Below are 26,524 nucleotides of genomic sequence, written 5' to 3' on the forward strand. Positions count from 1 at the left end.
CTGGGTTTAGGTCCGTCCCTCGTCGAAGTGGAGACAACGCCACTCAGCCTCGAAGCAGACCGATCACTCCGAGCATGAGCATGAGCAGACCGAGCACGGCGACAATGGCCGCGATATCGATCCGTCGACGTGACCGGACCCAGGTATGAAGCGCGGACAACATCGTGTAGGTCCTATCGGGCATAGCCGCGTAGCTCAACAGCGGCAGTGCCACCATCGAGAAGGCCACCACGTTGAAGAACAGCAATGCCGCGGTCTGGATTGACTGCGTGGCACCCGAGGAATGAATGAGCGCGATTACCGCGAGAAAGTCCGCTGATGGCAAGGCAATTCCCAGTCCGCTTACCCCCGCCACCCACAGCGAGTTGTTCTTCAGGAAGCCACGCACCCGCGTCGACATCTTCCCGACAAGGGCGGGTGCCGGCGCGGGAGTCCTCCGGGCCCGGTGGGTGGCTGCCAGCACCGCCGCAACCACCAGCGCGAGCAGACCCAGCGCGAGTTGTATGTGCGGCCCGGAGATGTTCGTCTCCCCTGCCGGTGACACCCGGAGGAGAAACAACAGCGTCAGCCCCAAACTCAGCCCCATGGCGAAGGCACCACACAGGAAGACGAACAGTTGCAGCAGCGGCCGCGGCCTGTTCAACATCAGGACCGTCAGGCCCAGCCGGGTGGGCTCGACGCTCACCCCAAGCGCCATCAAGAGAACAACGGTCCACATGACGACCCCTCTGACAGTGAATTCGATTCGCCCGGTGGCGGTCTACCTCTCAGTTGCCGTCAAGTCCGGACGACGGACCGCGCGGACACGGCCTCATGCTGCCCGGCGAAACGGGCGAACATGGACTTCAGGAGCGCGACATAACGGGTGATCGACTCACGCGCGATCGCGTTATCCGGGTACGCAATGGTCAGTGCCGTCTCGGTGGGGAATCGCGAGATGAAGATCGTCAGCTGGTAGACCGACTTGCTCTCGGCGTAGAGACCGATGGGGTTGGTAACCAGCAGCGGGTTGGTGAACAACTGGGACAGCGGCGGCGCACCACCATCGAAGAAATTGATCATCGGATGGTATGGCCGGGGCCAGTTCAGCTGGGGCGCCAACTCCAGGACCCGGTAGAACGGGACATTCACCAGTTGCCTGCCCCGGTCGAAAGACTCCTGTGCGGCCCGGGCCGCGGCCCCGAAGGACCCGTCGACCGGGACGGTTATCGGGACCAGACCCGTGAACCAGCCGGTGGTGAACATGTCCGCTTCGTCACGGGCATCACTGGGGGTGATGCCGTAATACGTATCCGCACCGGTCAATTCACGCTCGACAAAACCGATGGCCGCCATCACTCCACCGATGAAGCGTGCACCCGATTCCAGGCAGGTGGACTCGAATTGCAGTGCCTGTTGCTCATCCAACAATTGTTCGGTCACTATCGCTGTCCCGCACGGCACGGAATGATCGCCCATTGGCAGTGGGAAGTCCGGGAGGCTGCCACGGTTGTTCTCGGCGAACTGGACCCAGTCGCGGACAGGCAGCGAATCCGGAGTCAGACTGGAGAGGAAGTCGTGCTGCCGGATGCAGTAATCGCCATAGCTGCCTGCAGGCGGGAGATCGATGGGGGCGCCGCCCTGGACAAGCGCGTTGTACCCCATGAGGATCTCCATGATCAGCAACCGCGCGAAGGTCGCATCCAGATGGAGATGGTCGACGCTGAAGTAGAAGGTGAAATGACCAGCGCTCTGGACGATCCCGAAGCGAAAGCAGTCCCACTGGAACGGGTTCGGCGTCCCCGAGACCACCAAATCCCGCACCTCTGCCGACGTCATCTCGCCCAGCCTTACCGGAGCAAACTGGACGTCTGCCGGATCGGCGATCGTACGGCGGACAATGTTCTGCTCATGGTCGAGCGAGAACCAGCTGCGATACGTGTCATGCCGGCGAAGATGGGCGTTGATCACGTGGCCCATGGCACGCTTGTCACACCGGCCCGGCATATCCAATGTAAAGACAAGCACCCGCGAGAAGTCGAGGCCCTTAGCGGCTTGCCGAACATAGTTGCGCAGATGCTGCACCTGCATGAAGCTCGGCGGCACGTCACTCACCGGTGCTTCGAGAGCCTTTGCGTACGACGACGGCGAGGGCTGCCAAGACATGACCGAGCCGGGAGCAGGCTCCCACTTGTCGGTCAGAGACACTGTGACTGGTCCACTACGCATTGTTTCCCCTTCTCTGCCTTGATAATTGCGGTTGCGTCAGGAAGTCGGCGCGGCCGCGCCGACCGTGCCACTCTCGGGCTCCTGCTCTGCCAACCTGTCGAACAAGTGCGTCGCCAAGGCGCGCACGGTCGACACATCGGCCGGGCCGATACGGACGCCAGTGTCCGCTTGGATACGGGTACGAATTTCGAGATTGCCCAACGAGTCGAGGCCGTAGTCCGGAAGCGAGCGGTCCGGGTCGATCGAGCGGCGCAGCACCAGACCGACCTGCTCGCCGACCAACCGCCGAAGCAGGGTCGGCCATTCCTCACGAGGCAATGCCTTGAGCTCGTCGAGGAACTTGTTTGTCTCCGTCTGAGTTTGGCCCGAGGCGCGGAACGCCTGCGCGAATGGGCTCCGTTCCACAAAGTCGGCCAGCCAGGATATCCCAGCCATCGGCGCGTACGCGGTGTAGGCACGGTCGTGCCGTAGCACCGCGTCAAAGGCATAGGCGCCCTCATCCGGGAGGATGGCCGCGTCCGCATTCGCCAGGTGGGTGCCCTGCCCGATCTCAGACCACGCACCCCAGGCAATGACCGTAGCCGGCAAGCCCTTTGCCCGCCGCCAGTGCGTGAATCCGTCCAACCAGCTGTTGGCCGCCGCGTAGGCACCCTGCCCCGGGGAGCCCACCAGCGCGGCGATCGACGAGAACGAGCAGAACCAGTCCAGCGGTTGTTCCGCGGTGGCCTCGTGCAGGTTCCACGCGCCGTGCACCTTGGGCCGCCAGTCACCGCGATCGATGAGCTCATCGGTGATATTGGTGAGCGTGGCATCGTGGACAAGTGCCGCGGCATGCAGCACACCGCGTACCGGGAATCTCGACTCGGTCGCGGCCGCAACCAGCCGCTGCGCCGTCCCCGGCTCTGCGATATCGCCAAGGACCACATCGACCTGGGTACCGTGCTCCCGAATCCCGTCGATGATGTCCAGCGTCTCCGGCTTGGGGGCACTGCGGCCGTTGAGAATGATCTGCCCGCATCCAGCCGCCGCCAGCTTTCCGGCGAGGAACAAGCCCAGGCCGCCAAGGCCACCGGTGATGATGTACGCGCCGTCCGTGCGGAAAGACCGCGCGTGCGAAGGCGGTATCACCGCGGCGACTTGACCGACCTTGGGCAGGTCCAGCACCAGCTTGCCGGTGTGCCCGGCGGCACCCATCACCCGAATCGACTCGGCAGCATCCTGCAGCGGAGAGAATGAGATCTCCGGCAGCGGGAGCACACCATCTGCCATCTGCTGATACAGGGCACTCAGAGTCCGGTGAATCACTTCTGGCCGGGTCTTCGCCACGAGCACCAAGTCGACGGCATAGAAGGCGAGATTGCGCCGGAAGGGGTAGAGCCCGAGCCGGGTGTCACCGTAGATATCGAGCTTGCCGATCTCGATGAAGCGGCCACCGAAGGTCAGCAGCTCCAGGCCGGCCCGCTGGGCGGCACCGGTGAGCGAGTTGAGCACGATGTCAACTCCGTACCCGTCGGTGTCGCGACGGATCAACTCGGCGAATTCCGTACTGCGCGAGTCATAAACGTGTTCGATACCCCAACTGCGCAACAAGTCCCGACGCTCGGCACTGCCCGCGGTGGCATAGATCTCGGCACCCGCGGCGCGCGCGATGGCTATCGCTGCCTGTCCGACACCACCGGTACCGGAGTGGATCAGCACCTTGTCCCGTGCGGAGATCCTGGCCAGCTCGTGCAAGCCGTACCAGGCGGTGACGTGGGCGCCGGGGACCGCCGCGGCTTCCTGATCGGGTACTTCCGAAGGAAGTGTCGCCGCGAGGTTCTCATCGACCACGACGAAGCTCTTCCAGGCACCGTGGGGCGTCATACCGCCGACGCGGTCGCCGATCCGGTGTTCGGTGACACCCGGACCGACGGCCGTCACGACACCCGCGAAATCGACGCCGAGCTCCTGTCGCCCTTCGAAACTCGAGTACCGGCCATACACGTTCAGCACATCGGCGAAGTTGATGCTGGTGGCCGTGACCGAAACTTCGATCTGTCCCGGCCCCGGCGGCACCCGGTCAAATGCGACGAATCCGAGCGACTGCAGGTCCCCGGGCGTGCGGACCTCGAACTGCACGCCCTCACTACCCGGAGCAGCACTGGTGGTGTGCCATTCGTCGGGTCCCAGCGGGCCCAGGTTCAGGCGCGCCCGGTACCACTGCCCTCCGCGCCACGCCGTCTCGTCCTCCTCGGAGCCAGAGACCAACTCCCCCGCCACATTCTGGGCATCGGTGTGGCCGTCGACATCGATATGGGTGACCCGCAAATGCGGGTACTCGGCACCGATGACGCGCACCAGACCGCGCAGACCCGCCTGCTCAAGGTTGGTCACATCGCCGGGCACCACCGTCTGCGCGTCGCGAGTCAGCACATACAGCCGCGGCGATTCGCCCGGCAGGTCGACTAGTTCGCTGCTGATACGCACCACATGCCGCACCTGCACCGCACCCTGGAGCGCGGCGCCGGGCGGACCGGCAGCGTCTGCCGGCGCCGTCACGATGAGCACACCGCTGAAACTGCCCGTCGCGAGCTGCTCACGCAGGACCTCAAGCACCGCAGCATGATCGGCGTCCGGCCGCCACTGCACCGGAGTCACCTCGCCCTCGCGCAGCTTCAGCGAGTCGATCAACTCCGCCGCCCAAGGATCTACCGTCTCGCCCGTGCTGACCAGCAGCCACCGGCGCCGCCCAGCCGGCGTTTCCTCCGGCAACCGCTGCTGTTGCCATTCGATGGCCAGCAGCCGGTTGTTGAGCAGCTGATCGCGTTGTTCGTCTTCGGACGCTCCTGCGCCGAAACGGAAACCACGCACTGCCAGCAGCACGGCGCCATGCTCATCCAGCACGTCGATATCGGCTTCCACTTCATTGCCGTCCACCCGCGTCACCCGCGTGTAGCAGTAGTGCGCCTTGCGTGCGGAATCGTAGGCCTGCAAGCTGCGTACGCCCTTGGGAAGTGGCAGCGCATTCTTGCTGGCCTCCTGCACATCCGGTAGGGCGATGACAGATTGGAAGCAGGCATCCAGGAGCGCCGGGTGAACGATGTAGCTGGTCTGCTGCGCGCGAATGGCCCTGGGCAGTGCCACTTCCGCCAGCACCGACCTCACGGACTCGTCGCCGCCGTATGCCGCGGCCAGGCCTTGGAAGGCCGGGCCGTACTGAACCCCCCTCTCGTCAAACGACTCTCGAAGCTCGTCGCCCGCGGCGAGATGTGGGTGCTCCGCGCGCAGGGCGGCCACGTCGTAGGCGGCGGGGGCGTCTGCCCCGCCGTCGTTCCGCAAGATGGCGGTAGCGCGTTTTGCGCTGTCACCCTCGCTCAGGGTTTCCACCACGAAATCGACCGCACCCGGGGTCTTCACCGTTGCCGTCGCCGATATCGGCGTCGTTTCACCCAGCGTCAGCAGTTGTTCAAACGAAACATCATGAACCGCAGCAGATTCACCAAACACGGCACGGGCCGCCGACAAGGCCATCTCGCAATACGCGGCACCCGGGTACACGGCGACATGGCGAACCTGGTGATCGGCGATCCACGGTTGGGCGGCCGTACCGACGTCTGCCTGCCAGATATAGCGCTCTGGCTCCTCAGCCAGCCGCACGTGGGCACCAAGCAATGGATGCACGGAAACGGTGTGGCCGCCCTGGGCCTGTTGCGCCGAAGAGGCAGAACTCAACAGATAGGACTGGCGGGTCCAGGTGGGCAGCGGAACATCCACCAGCTCGCCGGACGGATAGAGCACCGAGAAATCCACGGCGCTACCCGCCGCATGCAGATCTCCCACGAATCCGCGGAGGCCGTGCGGCAGCGCCTGCTCACGACGCATACCTGCCAACGCCACCATGGGAATCTCGAGGCCCCGGGCGGTTTGTTCTGCCGGGTACACCAACAGCGGGTGGGGCGCCAGCTCCCCGAATACGCGATAGCCGTCGTCCAGCGCTGCCTGTACCGCCGTCGCGAACCGCACCGTGTGGCGCAGATTATCCACCCAGTAGTCGGCATCCATGACGGCCTGTTCACGCGGATCGAACGTGACCGAAGAGTAAAGCGGGATAACGGGTGTCTGCGGTGTCAGGTCTTCGAGAGCGTCGGCCAGGTCATCGAGAATCGGGTCGACCTGCGGCGAATGCGACGCAACATCGACCGCGACCTCACGTGCCATCAGCCCGCGATCCGACCACTCGGCGATCAGCTCACGCACCGTTTCGGTGGCACCACCGACGACCGTTGACTGCGGCGAGGCGACCACGGCAAGAACGACATCGTGGATCCCGCGATCAGCAAGCTCGGAAACGACCTGCTGGGCAGGAAGATCCACCGAGGCCATGGCACCGGAACCGGCGATACGGGACATCAACCGCGAGCGGCGGCAGATGACACGGACGCCGTCCTCCAGCGAGAGCGCCCCTGACACCACCGCGGCGGCGACCTCGCCCATCGAATGGCCGATGACAGCTCCCGGAGTGATCCCGTAGGACGTCACGGCGGCGGCCAGCGACACCTGCATGGCGAACAAGGTGGGCTGGACCCGGTCGATACCCGTGACTGTCTCGGGCGCCGAGATCGCCTCGGTCACCGAGAACCCGGACTCCCCGGCGATCAGCGGCTCGAGCCGCGCGATGGTTGCGGCGAATACCGGTTCTTTGGTGAGCAATTCGGCGCCCATGCCCGCCCACTGGGACCCCTGGCCCGAGAACATCCACACCGGGCCCCGGTCGTCTTGGGCGACCGCCGGCTGGTGGGGAGCGTCCCCACCCGCCACCTCGCGCAGCCCTTCGAGCAGCTCCTCAATTCCGTCGGCCACCACGGCGGTGCGCACCGACCGGTGGGCCCTGCGGCGCGCCAGGGTGTATGCCACATCGTTGAGTGAAATATCGGGGCGCCCTGCCACCCAGTCGGCCAATTGTCCTGCGGTTCGACGCAGTTCATCGACCGAGGTGGAGGACAGCGGAAAGAGCAGCTGCTCCCCCAGTGGAGAGTCCGCGACGACGCTGGAGGCGTCTGCAAGCGGAGCCTGCTCCACGATGGCGTGCACGTTCGAACCCGACATCCCATACGAAGACACCGCCGCCCGGCGCGGAACGCCTGCCTGCCCGGGCCAGGGGGTAACTTCTTGCGGTACAAACAGATTCGTCTCGACATCGGCAAGCTTGCCCGGTATCCCCGTGAAGTGCAGGTTTGGCGGGACCTCGCCATGCTGCACGGCAAGAACGGCCTTCATCAACCCCAGCGCGCCGGCCGCCGACATGGTGTGCCCGAAGTTCGTCTTCGCCGAGCCCACGGCGCAGGGGCTACCGACCCCGTATACCTGTGCAAGGCCCTTGAATTCGATGGGATCACCCACCGGGGTGCCGGTGCCGTGCGCCTCGACCATCCCGATGGTGTCGGCGTCCACACCTGCTACCGCCAGTGCCGCGCGGCAAGCCGCCGTCTGCGCCTCCGAGGACGGAGTCGACTGATTCACGGTGCGACCGTCTTGGTTTGAGGCGCTACCGCGCACTACCGCCAAAATCCGGTCTCCGTCGCGCACCGCATCCGGTAGCCGCTTCAGCAGGAGCACGACGCAGCCCTCGGACATCACGAAACCATCGGCCTGCTCGTCGAACGTGTGGCAACGGCCGGTCGGCGACAACATGCGCTGTTGTGAGGCGCCGACATACCTGCGTGGCTCCAGCACCAGGTTCACACCTCCGGCGAGCGCAAGGTCGCTCTCACCCGATGCCAAACTCTGGCTTGCCATATGCACTGTGAGTAGGCCGGAGGCACACCCCGCATCTACCGCATACGACGGCCCGTGAACACCCAGCGCGTAAGAGATCCGCCCCGAGGCCATGCTGAGATTGGTGCCGGCGAAGCCATAGGTGGCTCCCAGGTCGCCCGCGTCTGCGGCCAGCAGCTGGTAGTCGTTGTGGGTAACCCCGACGAACACTGCAGTCTGCGAACCGGCCAGTGACCGCGGATTCAGGCCAGCGTGTTCCACTGCCTGCCAAGAGGTCTCGAGCAATACCCGGTGCTGAGGGTCTATCGAGGTGGCTTCCCGCTCATTGATGCTGAAGAAGTCCGCGTCGAATCCCCCGACGTCGTCCAGGAAGGCTCCCCACTTGGAGGGCGACTTGCCCGGCACACCGGACTCTGGGTCGTAGTACTCGCTCAGGTCCCACCGGTCCGGCGGGACCTCGGTGATGAAGTCCTCACCGCGTAGCAACGCCTGCCAGAACTGTTCGGGAGATTCGATTCCTCCCGGGAGTCGGCATCCCATCCCGATAACTGCAACCGGGGTTGCAGACGCGTCCGTCATCTTGCTACGCCCTCCTCGAACACCATAATCCGTCTGGTAGTAGAACTGGAGATAACTAGCAGTCGATCTCGATAGAGCTAAAGATAAGGCTGCCGAACGGAATTCGCGACCCAAGAGATCAGCGTCACACCGCCTCCAGAACCAAGGCGGCACGATGTCCAAAAAACACTCGCGTTCAATGCTCGAGAGCCGCACGATTTACGGTCCATTGATAGCCGCGAAACACAGAATTCACGAGATGTTGGCGATCGTTAACAATTCGCTATATATACACCCCGGGGCAACGCTGCCCATTCAGACAGCTTGCTCCCATGCTGGCGCCGATATCAAATGACGTGCACATAAATGTCATGTCACCTCGCAGTATCTCCATATTTTCTACCCCATGGGGGTATCCAAAACGCCAGGCCCCGGATCCGACACAGGATATTCACAGCAGTTCTCAAGATTTGCTATCAGTGCAATAACGCAGGTCGGCTAATAGCTTAAAGAGCGCTAGAAATATTTACGAGATTTGTTCAGCATGAATCTGGGGCTCGTGTGCACTAGCGGCCCCAATCGAATTGGACACGGGATCATTCACCGCGGCCGCGGATCGTGCCGGTCTCAGGGCGCCGCGGCGGCGGCGGTGCAGCTGGTTTCCAGCACCAGGGGTGCCGGTGACGGCTCGCAACCAAGGATCGCGGGCAGCCCCGCCACCGGAAGCCGGGAGGCGCCAATTTGTTTGCTGTTGGAAGCGTATCGAGTGGCCGGGACGCCTCCAGGCGTATCTGCCGCAGGCGAACCCCACCCGGAACTTCGCGCATGCCCGCCCGGGAGCCGGCGCCGATCCGGGCCGCAGCACCCGCGCTCTCACGCAGCGGAGCCCCCTGCACCACATCGCCGGAGTGCCAAGATTGCAAATACTGGCTGCTGCAACGGATCTCCCCATCGAGCCGTCTACACCAGCGAGGACATCGCTCGTGTCGCGCGCGTAACAGCTAAGGAGTAGCCTCCCCAACGACAGGCGGAACTTGAGTTCCGTGCGTGGCCGGGGCGACGATGCCCGACACGACCAGTGACGGCAGCACTCCTCAGCGAGATGCCGACTATGTGCCAATTCCAATGAGTGCAAAGGGGTTTGGTGTGCTTCGCATTGTAAGACGGATATGGATGCCGCTGCTGATCGCGGTTGTGGTTGCGATCGGGGGCTTCGCGGTCCTGCGGGTCCGGGGAATCTTCGGGTCGGAGTCGTCGATCTCGTCTGCAGACAACAACGCGAAAGACGCCGCCCCGTACAACCCCAAAACCTTGATCTACGAAATTTTCGGGGAACCCGGCGCCATGGCCGATGTGAACTACTTCAACGAGGATGCGCAGCCGACCCGCGTCGATGCGGTGCAGCTGCCGTGGTCATTCAAGATCGTTTCGATCTTGCCGTCATTGAGCGGAAACATCGTCGCCCAAGGCAATGGCAACCAGATCGGCTGCCGGATCACCGTCAACGGCGAAGTCAAGATGGAACGAGTCGCCAACGAGCACAACGCCTACATCTACTGCCTGGTGAAGTCCGCATGAGCGGCCACGCTGCGGGGCCTCCCCGGATCGCACGACTGATCCGGATTCTGTCGGTCCCGATCATTCTCTTCTGGCTTGCCCTCGCCATCCTCCTGAACGTCCTCACCCCCTCCCTGGACGAGGTCGGCAAGGCGCATTCGGTGTCAATGTCTCCGAAGGATGCACCATCGATGATCGCGATGATGCATACAGGAAAGGTGTTCGGGGAGTTCGACTCTGACAGCTCGGTAATGATCGTTTTGGAGGGGCAGCAGGAACTCGCGGATGAGGCGCACCGTTTCTACGACGGGATCATCAAGAAGCTGAAGGCCGACCCGACCCATGTCCAGCACATCTCGGACTACTGGGGCGACCCGCTGACCGCCTCTGGCGCGCAGAGTGCCGATGGGAAAGCCGCCTATGTCCAGGTGAACCTGGCCGGTGATCAGGGCACCACACTCGCGAACGAATCCGTCGATGCCGTCCGCAAGATCATCGACGAGTCTCCGCCCCCACTCGGAGTGAAGGCATACGTCACGGGAGGGACTGCCGCCAGCGCCGATACAGGCACGGCAGGTAACAAGAGCATGCAGAAAACGACGCTGATAGCGGTGGGTGTCGTCCTCGTGATGCTGTTGCTTGTCTACCGGTCCGTGATAACCACCGTGTTCGCGCTGGTGATCGTCGGGGTGGAACTGATGGCGGGGCAGGGAGTGGTCGCAACATTGGGCAATACCAATGTGATCGGCCTGTCGACCTACGCCGTCAGCATGGTCACGATGCTCGGCATCGCGGCAGGGACCGACTATGTGATCTTCCTATTCGGCCGCTACCACGAGGCCCGCCATCGCGGACAAGACCGGGAAGCGGCCTTCTATACCGCCTATTCCGGTGTGTCCCATGTGATCCTGGGATCGGGACTGACGATCGTCGGCGCCACGCTCTGCCTGAGCCTGACGCGTCTGCCACTATTCCGGTCGATGGGCGTGCCATGTGCGCTGGTCATCCTTGTGATCGTCGCGGCGGCGCTCACCCTGGCCCCCGCAATACTGGCAGTAGGCAGCCGTTTCGGGTTGTTCGAGCCCAAACGCAAGTATGACGAACGCAGCTGGCGACGCATCGGCGCAGCCGTAGTGCGTTGGCCCGGACCCATTCTCGTCGTGACAATCGCCATTGCGCTCGTGGGGTTGGCCACTCTGCCCGGATACACCCCGGGCTACGACGATCGTCAGTACATGCCCGATAACGTGCCATCGAAAGTTGGATATGCCGCTGCGGAACGGCATTTCTCGCCGGCCCGGATGAACCCCGAAATGCTCATGATCGAAACCGATCACGATATGCGCAATCCGGCGGACATGCTGGTTATCGACAGAATCGCCAAGACCGCATTCCATGCGCGCGGGGTGGCCCGAGTGCAGGCGATCACCCGTCCGCTGGGGACTCCCATCGAACACAGCTCGATACCGTTCCAGATCGGCCTGCAGGGTGCCGGTCAGATCCAGAACATGAAGTACATGAAAGACCGCATGGCGGACATGCTGACCATGGCGGACCAAATGGGAACCCTGATCGGCACCATGGAACGCGTTTACGACATGATGCGCGAGCTCACCGACATCATGCACGATATGACCGGCCAGATGAAGGTGATGCAGGGCAAGATGCACGACATGCGCGACCTGATGGCCACTTTCGACGATTTCTTCAGGCCGATTCGCAACTACTTCTACTGGGAAAAGCATTGCGCAGATATTCCGATCTGCTGGGCGAGCCGGACGGTGTTCGATGCTCTCGACGGCGTCGACGCGATGGTTGAGGACATGGACGGCATGCTGGTCAACATGGACAAAGTCGATGTGCTGATGCCGCGCATGCTCGCCGAGTTTCCGCCCATGATCGCGATCATGAAGTCCATGCATGGCACGTTGCTGACCATGCATAGCACCATGTCCGGGATTATGAACCAGATGGATGAGAGCACCAAGAACTCCACCCTGATAGGCAAGTACTTCGACCAGGCCAAGAACGATGACTCCTTCTATCTGCCGCCTGAGGTATTCGACAACCCCGACTTCAAACGCGGATTGAAGATGTTCCTGTCCCCCGACGGGAAAGCCGTCCGGATGACCGTCTCCCATCAAGAGAACCCGGCCTCGGTCGAGGGAATAGCGACCGTCGGCAATATCAAAGAGGCAGTGGCGGATTCGATCAAGGGCACACCGCTCGAGAACGCGAAGGTCTATCTCGGCGGCACGGCAGCGTCAAACAAGGACCTGCAAGACGGAGCCAAGTACGACCTCATCCTCGCGGGCATCGCGTCGCTGTGCTTGATCTTCATCATCATGCTGCTCGTCACCGGCAGTGTGGTCGCCGCTCTGGTCATCGTCGGCACAGTGGCGGTGTCGCTCGGCGCCTCCATTGGGGTGTCAGTACTGATTTGGCAGGACCTGCTGGGTATGGACCTGCATTGGTTCGTGGTCCCGTTGTCGGTGATCATCCTGTTGGCCGTGGGCTCCGACTACAACCTGCTGCTGATCGCCCGGTTCAAGGAGGAACTACACGGCGGGCTCAAGACGGGATTCATCCGGGCCATGGGCGGCAGTGGCAAGGTGGTAACCAATGCGGGTCTGGTGTTCGCATTCACCATGTGCGCCATGGTCGTCAGCGATCTGCGCATCGTTGGGCAGCTCGGGACAACGATAGGCCTTGGCCTGCTCTTCGACACTCTGATCGTGCGGTCCTTCATGACCCCGGCCATCGCGGCCCTGCTCGGCCGCTGGTTCTGGTGGCCGCTGAACGTCCGTACTCACGGAGGGATCCGATGACGAAAAGCGCAGCGGTTCAACGACAGCGAACACCTGGGCGCCTCAACAGGTCACTGGACGTAGCGATCCTCGAAGCGGCATTCGTGACGCTGGCCGAGCAGGGATACGACACCATGAGCATGGATGTGATCGCCGCCCGCGCCGGTGTGGGCAAGGCAGCCATCTACCGGCGTTGGTCTTCGAAGGCCGCGCTCACCGCGGATGCGATCCTGCACGGGCGCCCTTCGCTCGGCCGGCACGACGACGTACCTGATACCGGGAGTCTCCGTGGCGACCTGCACGCACTCTATGAGGCAAGGGACTTCGGCGACAACGACATCCTCACGGGCAACCTACTCGCGGGGATCATCGCCGAAGCCGTCAACGATCCCACCCTGGCGTCGGCGTTAGACGACCTGTTGGTGTCGCAGACCCAGAAACGGATGGAACTCGTGTTCGCCCGTGCTGTCGAACGTGGCGAGATAGCCCGGGACCGCGACTTGTCCCTCGTCTACGACATACCTCTGGGCCTCAGTTTGACCGCCGCCCTCAAAAGAACGGTCATCGACGAAACATATATGCGCCGCATGGTCGACGAGGTCATCCTTCCCTTGGTTCAGGCTCCTGTCAGCTCGACGTAGATCTTCGAAACCCCTTCTATCACAGTGGTTTCTACAGTCACATCGGGGCCCGTTTTGTCGGTGGGCGTCTTTACGATTCATACATGCATTCGATCGACGCCCTTAAGGTGGCGGCTTCAGAAGCCGCTGCCGAGTCGTTCGATGGGCTCAGCTGCAGCGAAAAGCTCCTGACGCTGGCCAAGCTGGAGGAAGTTCAACGCCAGCTCTTGTCCGTCTCCCACACCTTGACCGCGGGAATCGTTGCGCAGGGTTCCCCCATAGAGCTCGGTGGCACATCGTTTCCGGATGTGTTGTCCCGCAAGCTGCACATCAGCAAGTCCGTAGCCCGGCGACGGATCGGCGATTCCGAACAACTCGGCCCACGACAGGCCCTGAACGGGGAACCTTTAGCACCCATGTTGCCGAGTGTGGCCGATGCGTTGCGTCGCGGCGAGGTCGGCGAGGAGCATGTACGAATTGTGCGCGGCTTCTTCGACAAGCTGGCGAGTGCGGTCGATGCACCCACTCGGGAAGCCGCTGAGAGGCAACTCGCGCAGATGGCAGTGCAATTCGGGCCTGATCAGCTACGGATGGGTGCCGATCGCATCATGGTGCTGCTGAACCCGGATGGTGAGTTCTCGGATGTGGACAGGGCCCGCCGACGCGGTATGACGATCGGCCGCCAGGGTTTTGATGGCATGTCCCCGATCACCGGCTTACTGGATCCTGAAACCCGCTCCTATCTCGACGCGCTGCTGTCCAAGCTGGCCGCACCGGGTATGTGCAACCCGACCGACGAATCCCCCATCGTGGATGGTGAACCCGCGCGCGAGGCGGCAGATCACCGCACCGATGCTCAACGCAACCACGACGCCCTCAGAGCCGTCTGCCGCAGCACGCTGGCCTCCGGACAACTCGGCAGCCACCATGGGCTTCCCGTCACCGTCGTGGTGTCTACCACCCTTGATGAGCTGGAATCAGCATCCGGCCAGGCGGTTACCGGCGGCGGGACACTCCTACCGATGCGTGATGTGATCCGCATGGCGTCTCACGCTCTCCATTACCTGACAATCTTCGATGACGATGGCCGCCCCTTGTATCTGGGTCGCACCAAACGCATCGCATCGGTAGATCAGCGGATTGTTTTGCACGCCAATGATCGCGGCTGCACCCACCCCGGCTGCAGTGTCCCGGGATACCTCTGCGAGGTGCACCACGTCGACGACTGGGCAGACGGCGGCGCCACCGACATCGACAGGCTGACGTTCGTCTGCGGACCGCATCATCGATTATTGGCTCAAGGCTGGACGACCCGGAAGAATCGAAAAACCGGGCGCACCGAGTGGATACCGCCACCGCAGCTTGGCCTCAACGAGGGTCTCACCAATGAGTTCCACCATCCGGAACTCCTCACGCTTCAACCGGATTGATGCGCGCGTGTGCTCGGCCGTATGCCGATACGATCCGGCGGCTGTATTCCGCGGCAGCCATGTGAGTTCTATGCTTCCGCGGCCGCGCGCGCGACGAAACGAGCCGCCGCCCGCGGGTGCGCAGCCGGGTGCGTATGCAGATACGAGGCGTGGATGCGACCACCCTCCCCCGCCACAATGCCCTCTCGACGGATGCCGTCGGCGGTGCTCCAGGCCCAGGCGGAGTTCCTGGAGTCATCGGGGCAATCCACGGTGGTGCGGTGAAACTCATGCCCGCTCAGCCGTTCCCCCTCGTCGAACAGCACCGAACCGCTGATCGCCACTGCTTCCCGGTATCCGAGGGTGAGTCTGTCGGTGAATCGCGCGCTGGCATCGATCACCCCGCACATCGGCGCGCCATCCAGGTTTTTGCACAGGTACGTGAGCCCGGCGCATTCGGCGTGAATCGGGCCGTTCATCACGCGAACCTGTTGGCGTAGAGGTTCGTTCGCCGACAGCTCCGCGGCGAACTGTTCCGGGAATCCACCCGGGATCACCAATGCCGCGGTGTCTGCCGGCAACAAGTCGACCAACGGGTCGAACTCCGCCACCACCGCGCCTGCCGCCACCAACAACTCACGATGTTCGGCGTACCCGAAGGTGAACGCGTGTCCGGATGCCAATGCCACCACGGGATTCCCGGCAACCGGGCTCCCGACAACCTCCACCGGATCCCATGCCGGGCCGTCTACCCCACTGCGTGCCGCCCCGACAATCGCCGACACATCCACATGCGCGGCGACCAGCTGTGTCATCGCCTCGATCGCATCGAGCGCCGCCTGGCCATGCTCGGTGGCCGTTACCAGGCCCAAATGCCTTGACGGAACAGATAATTCCTCGGTACGGGGCAATGTTCCTAACACGGAAAGTCCGACACGGTCCGCTGCCGCCGTGAGGATCTCCCGGTGCCGCGCCGACCCGACACGGTTCAGAATGACACCCGCGATCCTGATCCCCGTCTCAGCGGCGTGCACCGCAAAACCATGCAGGAGCGCGGCCAGACTGTGGCTGTAGCCCTTCGCATCGACCACCAACACCACGGGCGCTCCGAGCACGGCCGCGATCTCGGCGGTGGACCCCTTCGCATCGCCGATCCGCCCGTCGAAGAGACCCATCACCCCTTCGACCACTGCGATATCCGAGTCCCGGGAGCCGTGATTGAACAGCGGCCCGATGAGATCGCTGCCCACCAGCACACTGTCCAGGTTGCGGCCCGGCCTGCCCGCCGCCAGGGCGTGATACCCGGGATCGATGTAATCCGGCCCCACCTTGAACGGCGCCACCCGGTGCCCCGCCTGTCGCAGTGCACCCATCAAACCCGTTGCCACCGTTGTCTTTCCACTACCCGAGGCGGGCGCGGCGATCACAACGGCCGGAACGCTAGCGGACAATACGGCTTACCATCCCTACCACTCAATACCGCGCTGGCCCTTGCGGCCGGCATCCATGGGATGCTTGATCTTCGTCATTTCGGTGACCAGGTCGGCGGCATCCAACAGTTGTTGTGGCGCATCGCGTCCCGTGATGACCACATGCTGCGTTCCGGGCCGGTCACGTAGTACGGACACCACCTCGTCGACATCCACCCACCCCCACTTGAGCGGATAGGTGAACTCGTCGAGAACATAGAAGCCGTGTTCCTCCGCGGCCAGCCGCCGCGAGATCTCCGCCCACCCGGCCGCCGCATCGGCGGCATGGTCGGTCTCGGTGCCGGCCTTACGCGACCAGGACCACCCCGACCCCATCTTGTGCCACTGCACCGAGCCGCCGATCCCCTGTTCGTCGTGCAGCTTGCCGAGCTCACCGAAAACCGACTCCTCGCCCACTCGCCACTTGGCACTCTTGACGAATTGGAACACCGCGACATCGGCACCGTGATGCCAGGCTCGCAACGCCATACCGAAAGCGGCTGTGGACTTGCCCTTTCCAGCACCGGTATGCACCGCCAGAATCGGCGCATTGCGCCGCGCTTTGGTGGTGAGCCCGTCCTCCGGTATCGCCGACGGTTGTCCCTGTGGCATCGAAACCTCCTCCGCTATCTCACGCAGCGGCAGTGGCGCCGCGCACCACGCCGGCGAGCCGGTCGGCATTCAAGTGGTCCAGCTGGATCACCGGCGCGTCCAACTGCTGGGCCAGCGTGACCGCCAGATCCATTCTCACGAATGATGTCTCGCAGTCGATCACCACGGAAGCAACATGTTCGGCACGCAACATTCCCGCGGCACGACGTGTCTGCCCCAAGGGATCCGGACCGCCGGTAGCGCGGCCATCGGTGAGCACCACCACTAATGCTCGGCGATGCGGATCGCGTCCACGCTCACGCGCCACCAGATCTCGTGCCGCCAGAAGTCCTTGTGCCAGCGGCGTCTTGCCGCCCGTATCGAACCGCTGCAGCTTGCGCCCCGCGATATGCGTCGAGCTGGTCGGCGCCAACAGTGTCGTGGCTTCCTGACCGCGGAAGGTGATGACCGCGACCTTGTCGCGGCGCTGATAGGCATCCCGCAGGAGCGACAATGTGGCCCCACCGACCGCCGACATCTTCTGGCGTGCCGCCATCGATCCGGAAGCATCTACCACGAAGATCACCAGATTGCCTTCGCGCCCTTCCCTAATCGCCCACTGCACATCGGAGAACACCGGCTTGGGCAGCCTGCCGGGTTCGGTCACCCGGCCTGCCGCAGACATCAGCGTGCCGATCAGGTGCACCCCGAAACCCGCATCGGAGCTCGGGGCGATCACCTTGCCCGCCCGGTTGCGCGCGACCGAGCGACGTCCCGGCGCGCCCATGCCGACGCCGGGCACTCGGAGCGTCTTGGTGCGAAATGTCGATGACGGCGCCGGGCTGGGCCGGGAGGCCGCGCCGGACCCACGCGCGGAGTCGCTCGAATCCTGTTGTGAATCATCTGCTTTGCCAGGATTCGGGGAGGGCTCGGGAGCACCCCCCGGACCATCTGGACCTGGACCATCCGGATCGGGATCTGGGTCGTCCTTGCTGGGATCCTGATCCTCCGGCGGCGCACTATCGCGCATCGCCTGGTCGAGCTGATCCGGATCCAGACCCGGCTCGTCGAACGGGTCTCGGCGCCGACGGTGCGGCAGCGCCAACTCGGCTGCCACCCGGATATCGGGCTCGCCCACCACCTCGGCACCCCGCCACGCGGCATGGGCGATGGCGGCACGCGCAACCACCAGATCGGCACGCATCCCGTCCACATCAAACGCCGCACACAGGGCCGCAATACGCTGTAATTCCGCGTCGGGCAATGTGACCCGGGACAGCAGCAGCCGGGCCTCGGCTATCCGGGCGGCCAGCTCGGCCTCCTCGGAGGCGTAGCGCGCGACGAACCCGGCAGGATCTGCCTCATACGCGAGACGCCTACGGATGACCTCTGCCCGCACCGCCACATCGCGCGAGGCGTGTACATCCACCGCGAATCCGAAACGGTCGAGAAGCTGCGGACGCAGCTCGCCCTCCTCGGGATTCATGGTGCCGATCAATACGAATCGCGCATTGTAGGAATGGGATACGCCGTCACGTTCCACATGCACCCGGCCCATCGCCGCCGCATCCAGGATCACGTCGACCAGATGGTCGTGCAGCAGGTTGACCTCGTCCACATACAACACGCCGCCATCGGCGCGCGCCAGAAGCCCTGGGGAAAAAGCATGTTCGCCGTCGCGCAGCACCTTCTGCAGATCGAGTGATCCGACTACCCGATCCTCGGTGGCACCGATCGGAAGCTCCACCAGTCGCGCAGTGCCGGTTCTGTCCGTCGCGCTCAACACCGACGCCAGGGCACGTACCGCCGTCGACTTGGCGGTGCCCTTCTCGCCGCGGATGAGTACGCCACCGATATCGGGCCGCACGGCCGAGAGCACCAACGCAAGGCGCAATTGGTCATGCCCCACGATCGCACTCAGCGGATACCCCAGAATGCTTGCCGTGTCAGTCATTTCCGGCCGCCCATGTCATAGGTACGTGCGGTATCCCGTCCTCAAGAAACTCGTCACCGGCGACCACGAATCCCAGCTTGCCATACATGTCCTTGAGGTGGGCCTGCGCATTCAACCGGCAGCGCGCACCGCCGATCTCGGTCAACACGGCACGAACCAATCGCGCCGCGTGCCCCTGCCCGCGTTCGGCTTCGGTGGTACACACCCGGCCGATCCAGAAACCCTCGCCCGCAGGATCTTCCAGGAGCCGCAAACCGCACACCACGTTGCCGTCGGAGTCTCCTATCCAGAAATGCCGGGTTCCCGGTTCCAGATCGCGTCCGTCGAGATCCTGGTAAGCGCAGTTCTGCCCGACGATGAACGCCTCGGCGCGCAGCCGCAGCAGCCCATAAAGCGTCGCGGCGTCCAGGTCCGCGGACCAGGACCGGGCCACAAAGGGCTGTGCCGGCTGGGCCGGCAGCATCACTTCTCCAGGCCGAGAACCTGTGTCCCCCAGTCCCATACCTCACCGAACAGCGACGCCTCGTCCGACAGGTTGATACCCAGCGACGGAATCATTTCCTTGAGCTTGGGCATCCAGTTGGCGAATCGGTCGGGGAAGCAACGCTGCATGACGTCGAGCATGGCCGGCACCGCCGTAGACGCACCCGGCGAGGCGCCGAGCAGGCCGGCAATGCTGCCGTCGGCTGAATTGAGCACCATAGTGCCGAACTCAAGCGCTCCGCCCTTGCCCTTGGCTGGGCGGATGACCTGCACACGCTGACCGGCGGTGATCAGCTCCCAGTCGGAACGCTGTGCCTTGGGCGCGAAATCGCGCAGCATGTCGATCCGGTCGTCCGGGGTGAGACGCAGCTGACTCAGCAAGAAGTTCACCAGCCCGAACTCGGTGAGACCGACACCGAGCATCGGCACGAGGTTGTTGGGCTTCACCGTCGACGGCAGATCCGTGATCTTGCCCATCTTGAGGAACTTGGGCGACCATCCGGCGAACGGCCCGAACAGCAGCCATTCTTTGCCGTTGATCACACGGGTGTCCAGGTGCGGGGCCGACATCGGGGGCGCACCGAGCGGCGGGAAGCCGTACACCTTGGCCTTGTGGCCCTCGGTGAGATCTGTGTTGTTGGTACGCAGGAAGGCACCGCTTACGGGGAAGCCGCCAAAGCCCTTGGCTTCCGGGATTCCGGCCTTCTGCAGCAGACCCAGCGCACCACCACCGGCGCCGACGAAGACGAACTTGGCCTTGAGCTTGCGCTTCTCACCCGTACGGCCATTGACGAGCTTGAGAATCCACCCGCCGTCGCTGTCGCGGCTGATGTTGCGGACCTCGGTGCCGAAGATCGCACTGGTACCGGTACGAACCCCATAGCCCACCAACTGCTTTGACAGTTCACCGAAGTCGACGTCGGTGCCGTCCTGGCTCCAGTTCAACCCCACCGGATCGGAGAAATCGCGTCCGGCCGCCATCAACGGCAGACGGCGTGCGAATTCATCGTCATCGTTGATGAATTCCATCTTCGCGAACAACGGGTTACCCACCAGGGCGTCGTGGCGCTTACGCAGGAACTCGACCTTGTCGGCGCCATGTACGTAGCTCACGTGCGGAATCGGGTTCAGGAAGCCCCGGACGTCCGGAAGCACACCGTTCTCCACGGCGTACGCCCAGAACTGGCGGGACACCTGGAACTGCTCGTTGACCGTGACCGCCTTGGTGGTATCGATCGAGCCATCCGCTTTCTGCGGGGTGTAGTTGAGCTCGCACAGCGCCGAGTGACCGGTGCCTGCGTTGTTCCATGGGTCGCTGCTTTCGCTGGCGGCCGCATCGAGGCGCTCGATCAGGGTGATCGAGAGGTCCGGTTCGACCAACCGCAGCAGGGCGCTGAGCGTCGCGCTCATGATCCCCGACCCGATCAGGGCAACGTCCGTCTGCTCCACCTGCGCTTTTGACACCGTTCACTGTCCTTTTCGAATCTGATTGGGTGGCGATACTCCCTCAAATACTGATGAGTACACACAGGTTATCGCGCGAGTATTTCCATACTCACTTCAACTAGGCTATGCCCGTGACATGGGAATCCGATGTCCTCGATGGCTACCTCCGACAGACCATTGACCTGGGCGTCGATCCTGACGGCGAAGGTGTAATAACCGCCACACTGGTGCGGCCGGAAATTCAGCCCGATACCGGGCGCGCGGTGCTCATGGTGCACGGATATACCGACTACTTCTTCCACACCACACTTGCCGAACATTTCCTGGCCCGCGGTTATCGTTTCTTCGCGCTCGACTTGCGCAAATGCGGGCGTTCTCGCCATGAACACCAAACCCCGCACTACATCAGCGATCTGTCGCTCTACGACACCGAACTCAACGCCGCGGTGAGCATCATCTCCGGGCAAACCGCGGGCGCACCGCTGCTCGTGTACGGGCACTCTGCCGGCGGTCTGATCGTCTCGCTGTGGCTCAACCGTCTACGGATGGCCGACGGCCTCCACGACGGAGGCCTCTCCGGCCTGATCCTTAACAGCCCGTGGCTGGACCTCCAGGGGCGTCCCCTTCTCCGCAGTGGCAGCACCACCGCAGCCGTTAAGGCGATTTCGAGATTCCGTGCGAAACAAGCGATCCCGCTACCACACGAGGGCGCGTACGGAGCGAGCCTGCACAAGGACTTTCACGGTGAGTTCGATTACAACCTCGACTGGAAACCCGTCGGCGGGTTCCCGGTGCGGTTCGGGTGGATCAGTGCGATCCGGCGCGGACATGCCGAGCTCCACCGCGGCCTGGACGTCGGCGTGCCCAACCTGATCCTGCGCTCGGACCGCAGTCTCCCCGGGGACGTCGACCCCGCGGCCGCCCTGTACGGCGACGCGGTCTTGGACGTTCAACAGATAGCGCGCTGGGCGGGGTGCATCGGCAACTATCAACGGGTGGTTCCGGTCCCGGACGCCAAACACGATGTGTTCCTATCGGCGGCGGACCCACGTATACGGGCCTACCAGGAGCTGAATTCCTGGCTGGACTGGTACGAGGCGAGCGGCTAGCTCACCACGAGCTGCTGCGCAGCACCACCTCGGCGGCCAACTCCGGGGTGAGGTCACGAGTCGCCGACCGGCGTCCCATCAGTTCGACAATCCGGTAGTCGCCGTACACGAAGCGCTGGCTGGCGCGGGCGATAGCCCGAGTGGTGTCCGAGGTCACCAAAACCGTGGTGTTGATCTCCACCGGTGGGCAGTGCTTGTCGCGGATCTGCCCAGTACGGTCGGCGACCCGCGGATGCCCGCGGTCGATCGCCACCAGGCCGATGAATCTGTCGAGCTTGCTTGCCGCCAGGTCCCAGGCCAGCTCACCGCCGGCACGGTCTCCCACCAAGAGCGCGACCTTGACACCGATATCGTCGAGCACTCCGGTGATGGCCTTCGCATGGAGGTGCGGGTCATGACCGATCACCGCGGTACGCAGCCCGGCGGTATGCAGCCGCTCGCACACCGAGCGATAACTGAGCGCGAAATGCCCGGCGGCGGCGAGCATCACGACGGTGGTTCCCTTATCCGGCCCCGACACGTTAACCTGCACCGTTCGGCCGTCGATCGTGACGACCTGATGGAGCTCACCGTCGCGCGTAGGCGGGTGCCCCGGGCGCGGGCGACGAAGCTCGGGCGTCGAACTCATGGGCGCACGGTACCTGAGTACGGACCCTCCGGTTGGGCTTTTAACCAGCCCTATCAGGAAACTTTCACCTGGCCCGTTAGTTACGTTCGATCTTGTCGATCTGTTTCTCGACGATGTCCAGGAAGGTCTTGGGCATCGTGGCGGTGGCCTTGACCGACGGATCACGCAGGTCGAAGGATGTCGCGACCAGCGCCACCCCCTGGACATTCGCAAAAGCCATGTACCGCGAGGTCGTGCGCTTGGGCATGATCATCGTCTGCTTGTAGATAAGAACGCCAACGGGCCCGCCCTGTACCGGTTCGGTTGTCATCTGCGTTCCCGGCGAGTTCTTGTCGAAGAACACCTCGTATTTGGCGCATTTGGTCGCCACGTCCTTGACGTTGGCCAGGTCGATGGTGTCGCGCAACAGGCTGACGATGATATTCGCACCGTTGAACCGGGCAATGTAGCGCGCCGTGTTCTCGGGCCCAGCTTGACCGGCATTGGCCAACCGGGGAGACAGACCGTCCGCGCAGCCCGCCGGATTCGAGGGCATCGCACCGACTACCTGCTGGTTGTTGACGGTCACCGGCCCCGGGTCGGCGACAACCCTGTCGTACTTGGTGCCCTCGGGCAGCTCATCGGCGGTGAGCAGCGATTGCGCGATGCGCTCCCCCGGCCAGGTGGCGGTCCCGGCCACCGAGTTGGTGCAGCCGGCAAGCGCCAGTGTGGATGCCGCGATAGCTATCAGTCCCCGGTGCACCCGCACAGGTTATTCGACCTGCGTCGCAATTACCGACTGTGCGCAATTACCGGAGGCGACGTGGCGGATCCTCGCCACCCGGATTCTTCCCACACGGCCTTCAGCGCATCGATGTCGAGGTGGGTCTCGATGAGGTCGGCCAATCTGTCCAGCTGAGCTGTGCGGCAGCCGCCGACATTGGTGTCTGCCGCAACCACGAATCCGGAACGCCCGGCCGCGGCCGCCGCCTCGGTGAGCCACGTGCGGCGGAAGTCGTCGTTGTCCAATACCCCGTGCCAGTGAGTGCCCCAGACCGCCCCGTCGACGGCACCCTCGTGATGATCGGTCAGCCACGGCGCCACCGCTGAGCGGGTGACGGTGCCGTGGTGGATCTCGTAGCCGGTCAGGCCGGGAGGCTGCCAGCGGCGCAGGTTCTTGGCCGGTTCGAAGGCGATGTCGATATCGAGCAGGCCCAGCCCCTGAACGGCCCCGACCCCGGACTCGACACGGTCATCGATCCACTTGGCCAGCATCTGGAACCCACCACATATACCCAGCACCGGCCCGCCCGAGCGAGCATGTGCGACAACCGCATCGGCAATCCCGTTCTGCCGCATCCACGCAAGATCCGCAACAGTGGCCTTGGTTCCCGGGATGACCACCACATCGGCATCGGCGATATCGGCGGGATGGGCCGCCCACCGCACGATCACTCCCGGCTCGCAGGCGATGGCCTCGATATCGGTGGAATTGGAGATCCGGGGCAGCCGCACCGCGGCCACGCGCAGCCATTCCCGCCCGATGGGGGTAGCAGCGTGACCAACCTGGGCCGATGCCACTACAGACACCGAATCCTCTGCGTCGAGCCACAATTGGTCGTCATAGGGCAGCACACCATAGGTGGGCCGGCCGGTCAGCGCGGCAAGCTGCTCCAGGCCCGGGTCCAGCAGTGTGCGATCACCGCGAAACTTGTTGACGATGAAACCGGCGACGAGTCGTTGGTCCGCGGGGTCCAGCACAGCCACCGAGCCGAACAGGTGCGCCAGCACACCGCCTCGGTCGATATCGCCGACCAGCACCACCGGCAGATCCGCGGCCTGCGCCAACCCCATGTTGGCGATATCAGTGGATCGCAGATTGATCTCGGCGACGGAGCCGGCGCCCTCGCAGATCACCACGTCGAATTCCTCACGCAGTGATAACAATTCCTCGGCAACTACCTGCCGCAATTCCTCGCGATGCTCGACATAGGAACGGGCGCTGACGTTTCCAGCCACCTGTCCGCGCAGCACCAGCTGTGAGGTGCGATCACTGCCGGGCTTGAGGAGTACCGGATTGAACCGCACCGAGGGTTCCAGTCCGCAGGCGCGAGCCTGGAGGGCCTGTGCCCGGCCGATCTCTCCCCCGTCGATCGTCACCACGGAGTTGTTGGACATGTTCTGCGCCTTGAACGGTGCGACGCGAATCCCCTGGCGGACCAGCAGCCGGCACAGACCGGTGACGACCAGACTCTTACCGGCATCGGAGCTGACGCCCCCGACCAGCAGTGCCCCTGTCATGGCAGGGTCAGGATCTCTACTCCGTCGTCGGTGACCACCATGGTGTGCTCGAACTGCGCGGTCCACTGCTTGTCGATGGTCGCCACAGTCCAGGTGTCATCCCAGATCTCGTACTCCAGTGATCCCAGGTTGATCATCGGTTCGATGGTGAATGTCATACCCGGCTCGATGATGATGTCCAGGTTGGGGTCATCGTAGTGCGGCACAATGAGCCCGTTGTGGAACGTCGGACCCACACCGTGACCGGTGAAGGCGCGAACCACGTTGTAACCGAACCTCTTTGCGTACGCCTCGATCACACGGCCAACGACGCTGAGCGCCCTGCCCGGTTTGACGGCATTGATGGCCCGCGTGGTGGCCTCCCGGGTCCGCTCCACCAGAAGGCGGTGTTCCTCGGAGACGTCTCCGGCCAGGAAGGTGGCGTTGGTATCGCCGTGCACACCGTCGATATAAGCGGTGACGTCGATATTGACGATGTCGCCGTCCTGGATCACGGTCGAATCCGGTATCCCGTGGCAGATGATCTCGTTGAGTGACGTGCAGCACGACTTGGGGAATCCCCTGTATCCCAGTGTCGACGGGTATGCGCCCTGGGAAACCATGTAGTCGTGGGCAATTCGGTCCAGTTCGTCGGTGGTGACGCCGGGGGCCACGGCCTCACCCGCGAGCGCCAGCGCCTGCGCCGCGACCCTCCCGGCGACGCGCATCTTTTCGATCACCTCGGGTGTCTGGACGTACGGCTCCCCGATGGCCTCGGCGACCTTGGACTTGCCCACGTACTCGGGCCGGTCGATCGACGCGGGAACCTTACGCTCGGAAGAGAGCTCTCCTGCGATCAACGCAGCACGAACAGTCATGGATGCAGCGTAGCTGGGCCTACCGGGCGGCTACGCGTTGATGACGATGGGGTCGCCGATGCCGACGGTGTTGTAGTACCACGAGGCGTTATCCGGGCTCAGGTTGATGCAGCCGTGGCTGACATTCGAATTACCCTGTGAGCCGGTGGACCAGGGGGCGCTGTGCACGTACACGCCGCCCCAGGTGACCCGGACCGCGTAGTAGACCGTCAACTTGTACCCCTCAGGGTCATTGAGCGGAATGCCGATGGTGCGCGAGTCCATCACTACCGGGCTCTGCTTCTCCAGCGCGGTAAACGATCCAACCGGCGTGGGGTGCTTCGGCTTTCCCATCGATGCGGGCATCTCTCGCATGGTCACGCCATCGATCTTCACCGTGAACGTGTGGGCGCTGATGCTGCCGATGCCCAGCACCTCCGAGCCCGTCTGGAACTTGTACTTCATTTCGCCGGCGGCCACCGAGATGGTCGAATGCGCGGGCCAGTACTCACTCGGGGTGAACCGGACGGTCGAATCGTCGATCCAGCTGAAGTCGCCTGCCGGGACCTTCGGGGCGGAGAAGGTGATGGACCGCTCCGCCGCCGCACGGTCACTGACCGGACTCGCGAAATGGATCGTCACCGGCATAGCCACACCGACCACGGCTCCCGGGGTGGGCGACACGGATGCGATACCGCTGGGACTCGCGGCCGAGGCCGCGCCTAGTAGATACGGATGCACCGGTGCGGCGATCACGACGTTCATCAGGAGGCTGGCGAGTCCAGTCACTACAAGCACACTCCGAAATGCTCTGC

General features: G+C 63.7%; 18 protein-coding genes. 5 read left to right on the top strand and 13 right to left on the bottom strand.

Annotated features, from left to right (window positions below):
- Window positions 1-43: 43 nt before the first annotated feature.
- From AB0H22_RS16325 to pks2, 3 genes are read right to left on the bottom strand one after another with little or no spacing between them, the layout of a single operon-like run.
- Window positions 44-718, bottom strand: a complete 675-nt coding sequence (locus AB0H22_RS16325) for a GAP family protein (protein WP_358147252.1) — start codon at window positions 716-718, stop codon at window positions 44-46.
- Window positions 719-777: 59 nt separating this feature from the next.
- Window positions 778-2,208, bottom strand: a complete 1,431-nt coding sequence (locus AB0H22_RS16330; RefSeq protein ID WP_358147254.1) for a condensation domain-containing protein — start codon at window positions 2,206-2,208, stop codon at window positions 778-780.
- Between the two features lie 36 nt (window positions 2,209-2,244).
- Window positions 2,245-8,541, bottom strand: coding sequence for a sulfolipid-1 biosynthesis phthioceranic/hydroxyphthioceranic acid synthase (gene pks2, locus AB0H22_RS16335; RefSeq protein WP_358147256.1), 6,297 nt, complete (start codon window positions 8,539-8,541; stop codon window positions 2,245-2,247).
- 1,104 nt (window positions 8,542-9,645) lie between these two features.
- Between pks2 and AB0H22_RS16340 the strand changes: the two genes are divergently transcribed.
- The 4 genes from AB0H22_RS16340 (at window position 9,646) to AB0H22_RS16355 (ending at window position 14,934) form a co-directional block, all read left to right on the top strand.
- The gene (locus tag AB0H22_RS16340) at window positions 9,646-10,098 is read left to right on the top strand and encodes an MmpS family protein (RefSeq protein ID WP_219602688.1); all 453 of its coding nucleotides are present in this window, start codon (window positions 9,646-9,648) and stop codon (window positions 10,096-10,098) included.
- Complete coding sequence (locus tag AB0H22_RS16345) at window positions 10,095-12,905, top strand: RND family transporter (protein WP_358147258.1); 2,811 nt, start codon at window positions 10,095-10,097, stop codon at window positions 12,903-12,905. The genes AB0H22_RS16340 and AB0H22_RS16345 overlap by 4 nt, the downstream gene beginning before the upstream one ends.
- The gene (locus AB0H22_RS16350) at window positions 12,902-13,525 is read left to right on the top strand and encodes a TetR/AcrR family transcriptional regulator (protein WP_358147260.1); all 624 of its coding nucleotides are present in this window, start codon (window positions 12,902-12,904) and stop codon (window positions 13,523-13,525) included. Before AB0H22_RS16345 ends, AB0H22_RS16350 begins: the two co-directional genes overlap by 4 nt.
- A gap of 83 nt (window positions 13,526-13,608) precedes the next feature.
- Window positions 13,609-14,934 carry an HNH endonuclease signature motif containing protein gene (locus AB0H22_RS16355; protein ID WP_358147262.1) on the top strand — a complete coding sequence of 442 codons (1,326 nt, stop codon included), beginning with the start codon at window positions 13,609-13,611 and terminating at the stop codon, window positions 14,932-14,934.
- Between the two features lie 68 nt (window positions 14,935-15,002).
- Here the strand turns inward: AB0H22_RS16355 and AB0H22_RS16360 are convergent, their stop codons facing one another.
- From AB0H22_RS16360 to mqo, 5 genes are read right to left on the bottom strand one after another with little or no spacing between them, the layout of a single operon-like run.
- The gene (locus tag AB0H22_RS16360) at window positions 15,003-16,364 is read right to left on the bottom strand and encodes a cobyrinate a,c-diamide synthase (protein ID WP_358147264.1); all 1,362 of its coding nucleotides are present in this window, start codon (window positions 16,362-16,364) and stop codon (window positions 15,003-15,005) included.
- Between the two features lie 15 nt (window positions 16,365-16,379).
- Window positions 16,380-16,994, bottom strand: coding sequence for a cob(I)yrinic acid a,c-diamide adenosyltransferase (gene cobO, locus AB0H22_RS16365; protein WP_180748035.1), 615 nt, complete (start codon window positions 16,992-16,994; stop codon window positions 16,380-16,382).
- A 19-nt stretch (window positions 16,995-17,013) separates the two neighbouring features.
- Window positions 17,014-18,927 carry a VWA domain-containing protein gene (locus AB0H22_RS16370; protein WP_358147267.1) on the bottom strand — a complete coding sequence of 638 codons (1,914 nt, stop codon included), beginning with the start codon at window positions 18,925-18,927 and terminating at the stop codon, window positions 17,014-17,016.
- Window positions 18,920-19,390 (bottom strand): GNAT family N-acetyltransferase, encoded by a 471-nt coding sequence (locus tag AB0H22_RS16375; protein WP_358147269.1) that lies wholly within the window; start codon window positions 19,388-19,390, stop codon window positions 18,920-18,922. The genes AB0H22_RS16370 and AB0H22_RS16375 overlap by 8 nt, the downstream gene beginning before the upstream one ends.
- Window positions 19,390-20,874, bottom strand: a complete 1,485-nt coding sequence (gene mqo, locus AB0H22_RS16380) for a malate dehydrogenase (quinone) (RefSeq protein ID WP_358147271.1) — start codon at window positions 20,872-20,874, stop codon at window positions 19,390-19,392. Before mqo ends, AB0H22_RS16375 begins: the two co-directional genes overlap by 1 nt.
- A gap of 107 nt (window positions 20,875-20,981) precedes the next feature.
- Between mqo and AB0H22_RS16385 the strand changes: the two genes are divergently transcribed.
- A complete protein-coding gene (locus AB0H22_RS16385; RefSeq protein ID WP_180748039.1) occupies window positions 20,982-21,965 on the top strand; it encodes an alpha/beta hydrolase in 984 nt (327 codons plus the stop codon).
- A gap of 1 nt (window position 21,966) precedes the next feature.
- Here the strand turns inward: AB0H22_RS16385 and AB0H22_RS16390 are convergent, their stop codons facing one another.
- From AB0H22_RS16390 to AB0H22_RS16410, 5 genes are all read right to left on the bottom strand, one after another.
- On the bottom strand, window positions 21,967-22,593 hold the full coding sequence (locus AB0H22_RS16390; RefSeq protein WP_358147273.1) for an alpha/beta hydrolase: 627 nt from the start codon (window positions 22,591-22,593) through the stop codon (window positions 21,967-21,969).
- A gap of 76 nt (window positions 22,594-22,669) precedes the next feature.
- Window positions 22,670-23,299: a hypothetical protein gene (locus AB0H22_RS16395; protein ID WP_180749629.1), complete on the bottom strand. Its 630-nt coding sequence runs from the start codon at window positions 23,297-23,299 to the stop codon at window positions 22,670-22,672.
- A 65-nt stretch (window positions 23,300-23,364) separates the two neighbouring features.
- Window positions 23,365-24,873: a cobyric acid synthase gene (locus AB0H22_RS16400; RefSeq protein WP_358147275.1), complete on the bottom strand. Its 1,509-nt coding sequence runs from the start codon at window positions 24,871-24,873 to the stop codon at window positions 23,365-23,367.
- Window positions 24,870-25,730, bottom strand: coding sequence for a type I methionyl aminopeptidase (gene map, locus AB0H22_RS16405; RefSeq protein WP_358147277.1), 861 nt, complete (start codon window positions 25,728-25,730; stop codon window positions 24,870-24,872). Before map ends, AB0H22_RS16400 begins: the two co-directional genes overlap by 4 nt.
- Before the next feature lie 30 nt (window positions 25,731-25,760).
- Window positions 25,761-26,507 carry a L,D-transpeptidase family protein gene (locus AB0H22_RS16410; RefSeq protein WP_358147279.1) on the bottom strand — a complete coding sequence of 249 codons (747 nt, stop codon included), beginning with the start codon at window positions 26,505-26,507 and terminating at the stop codon, window positions 25,761-25,763.
- Window positions 26,508-26,524: the final 17 nt, after the last annotated feature.

Origin of the sequence: Mycobacterium sp. NPDC050853 (assembly GCF_040653875.1) — a bacterium.
GTDB lineage: Bacteria > Actinomycetota > Actinomycetes > Mycobacteriales > Mycobacteriaceae > Mycobacterium.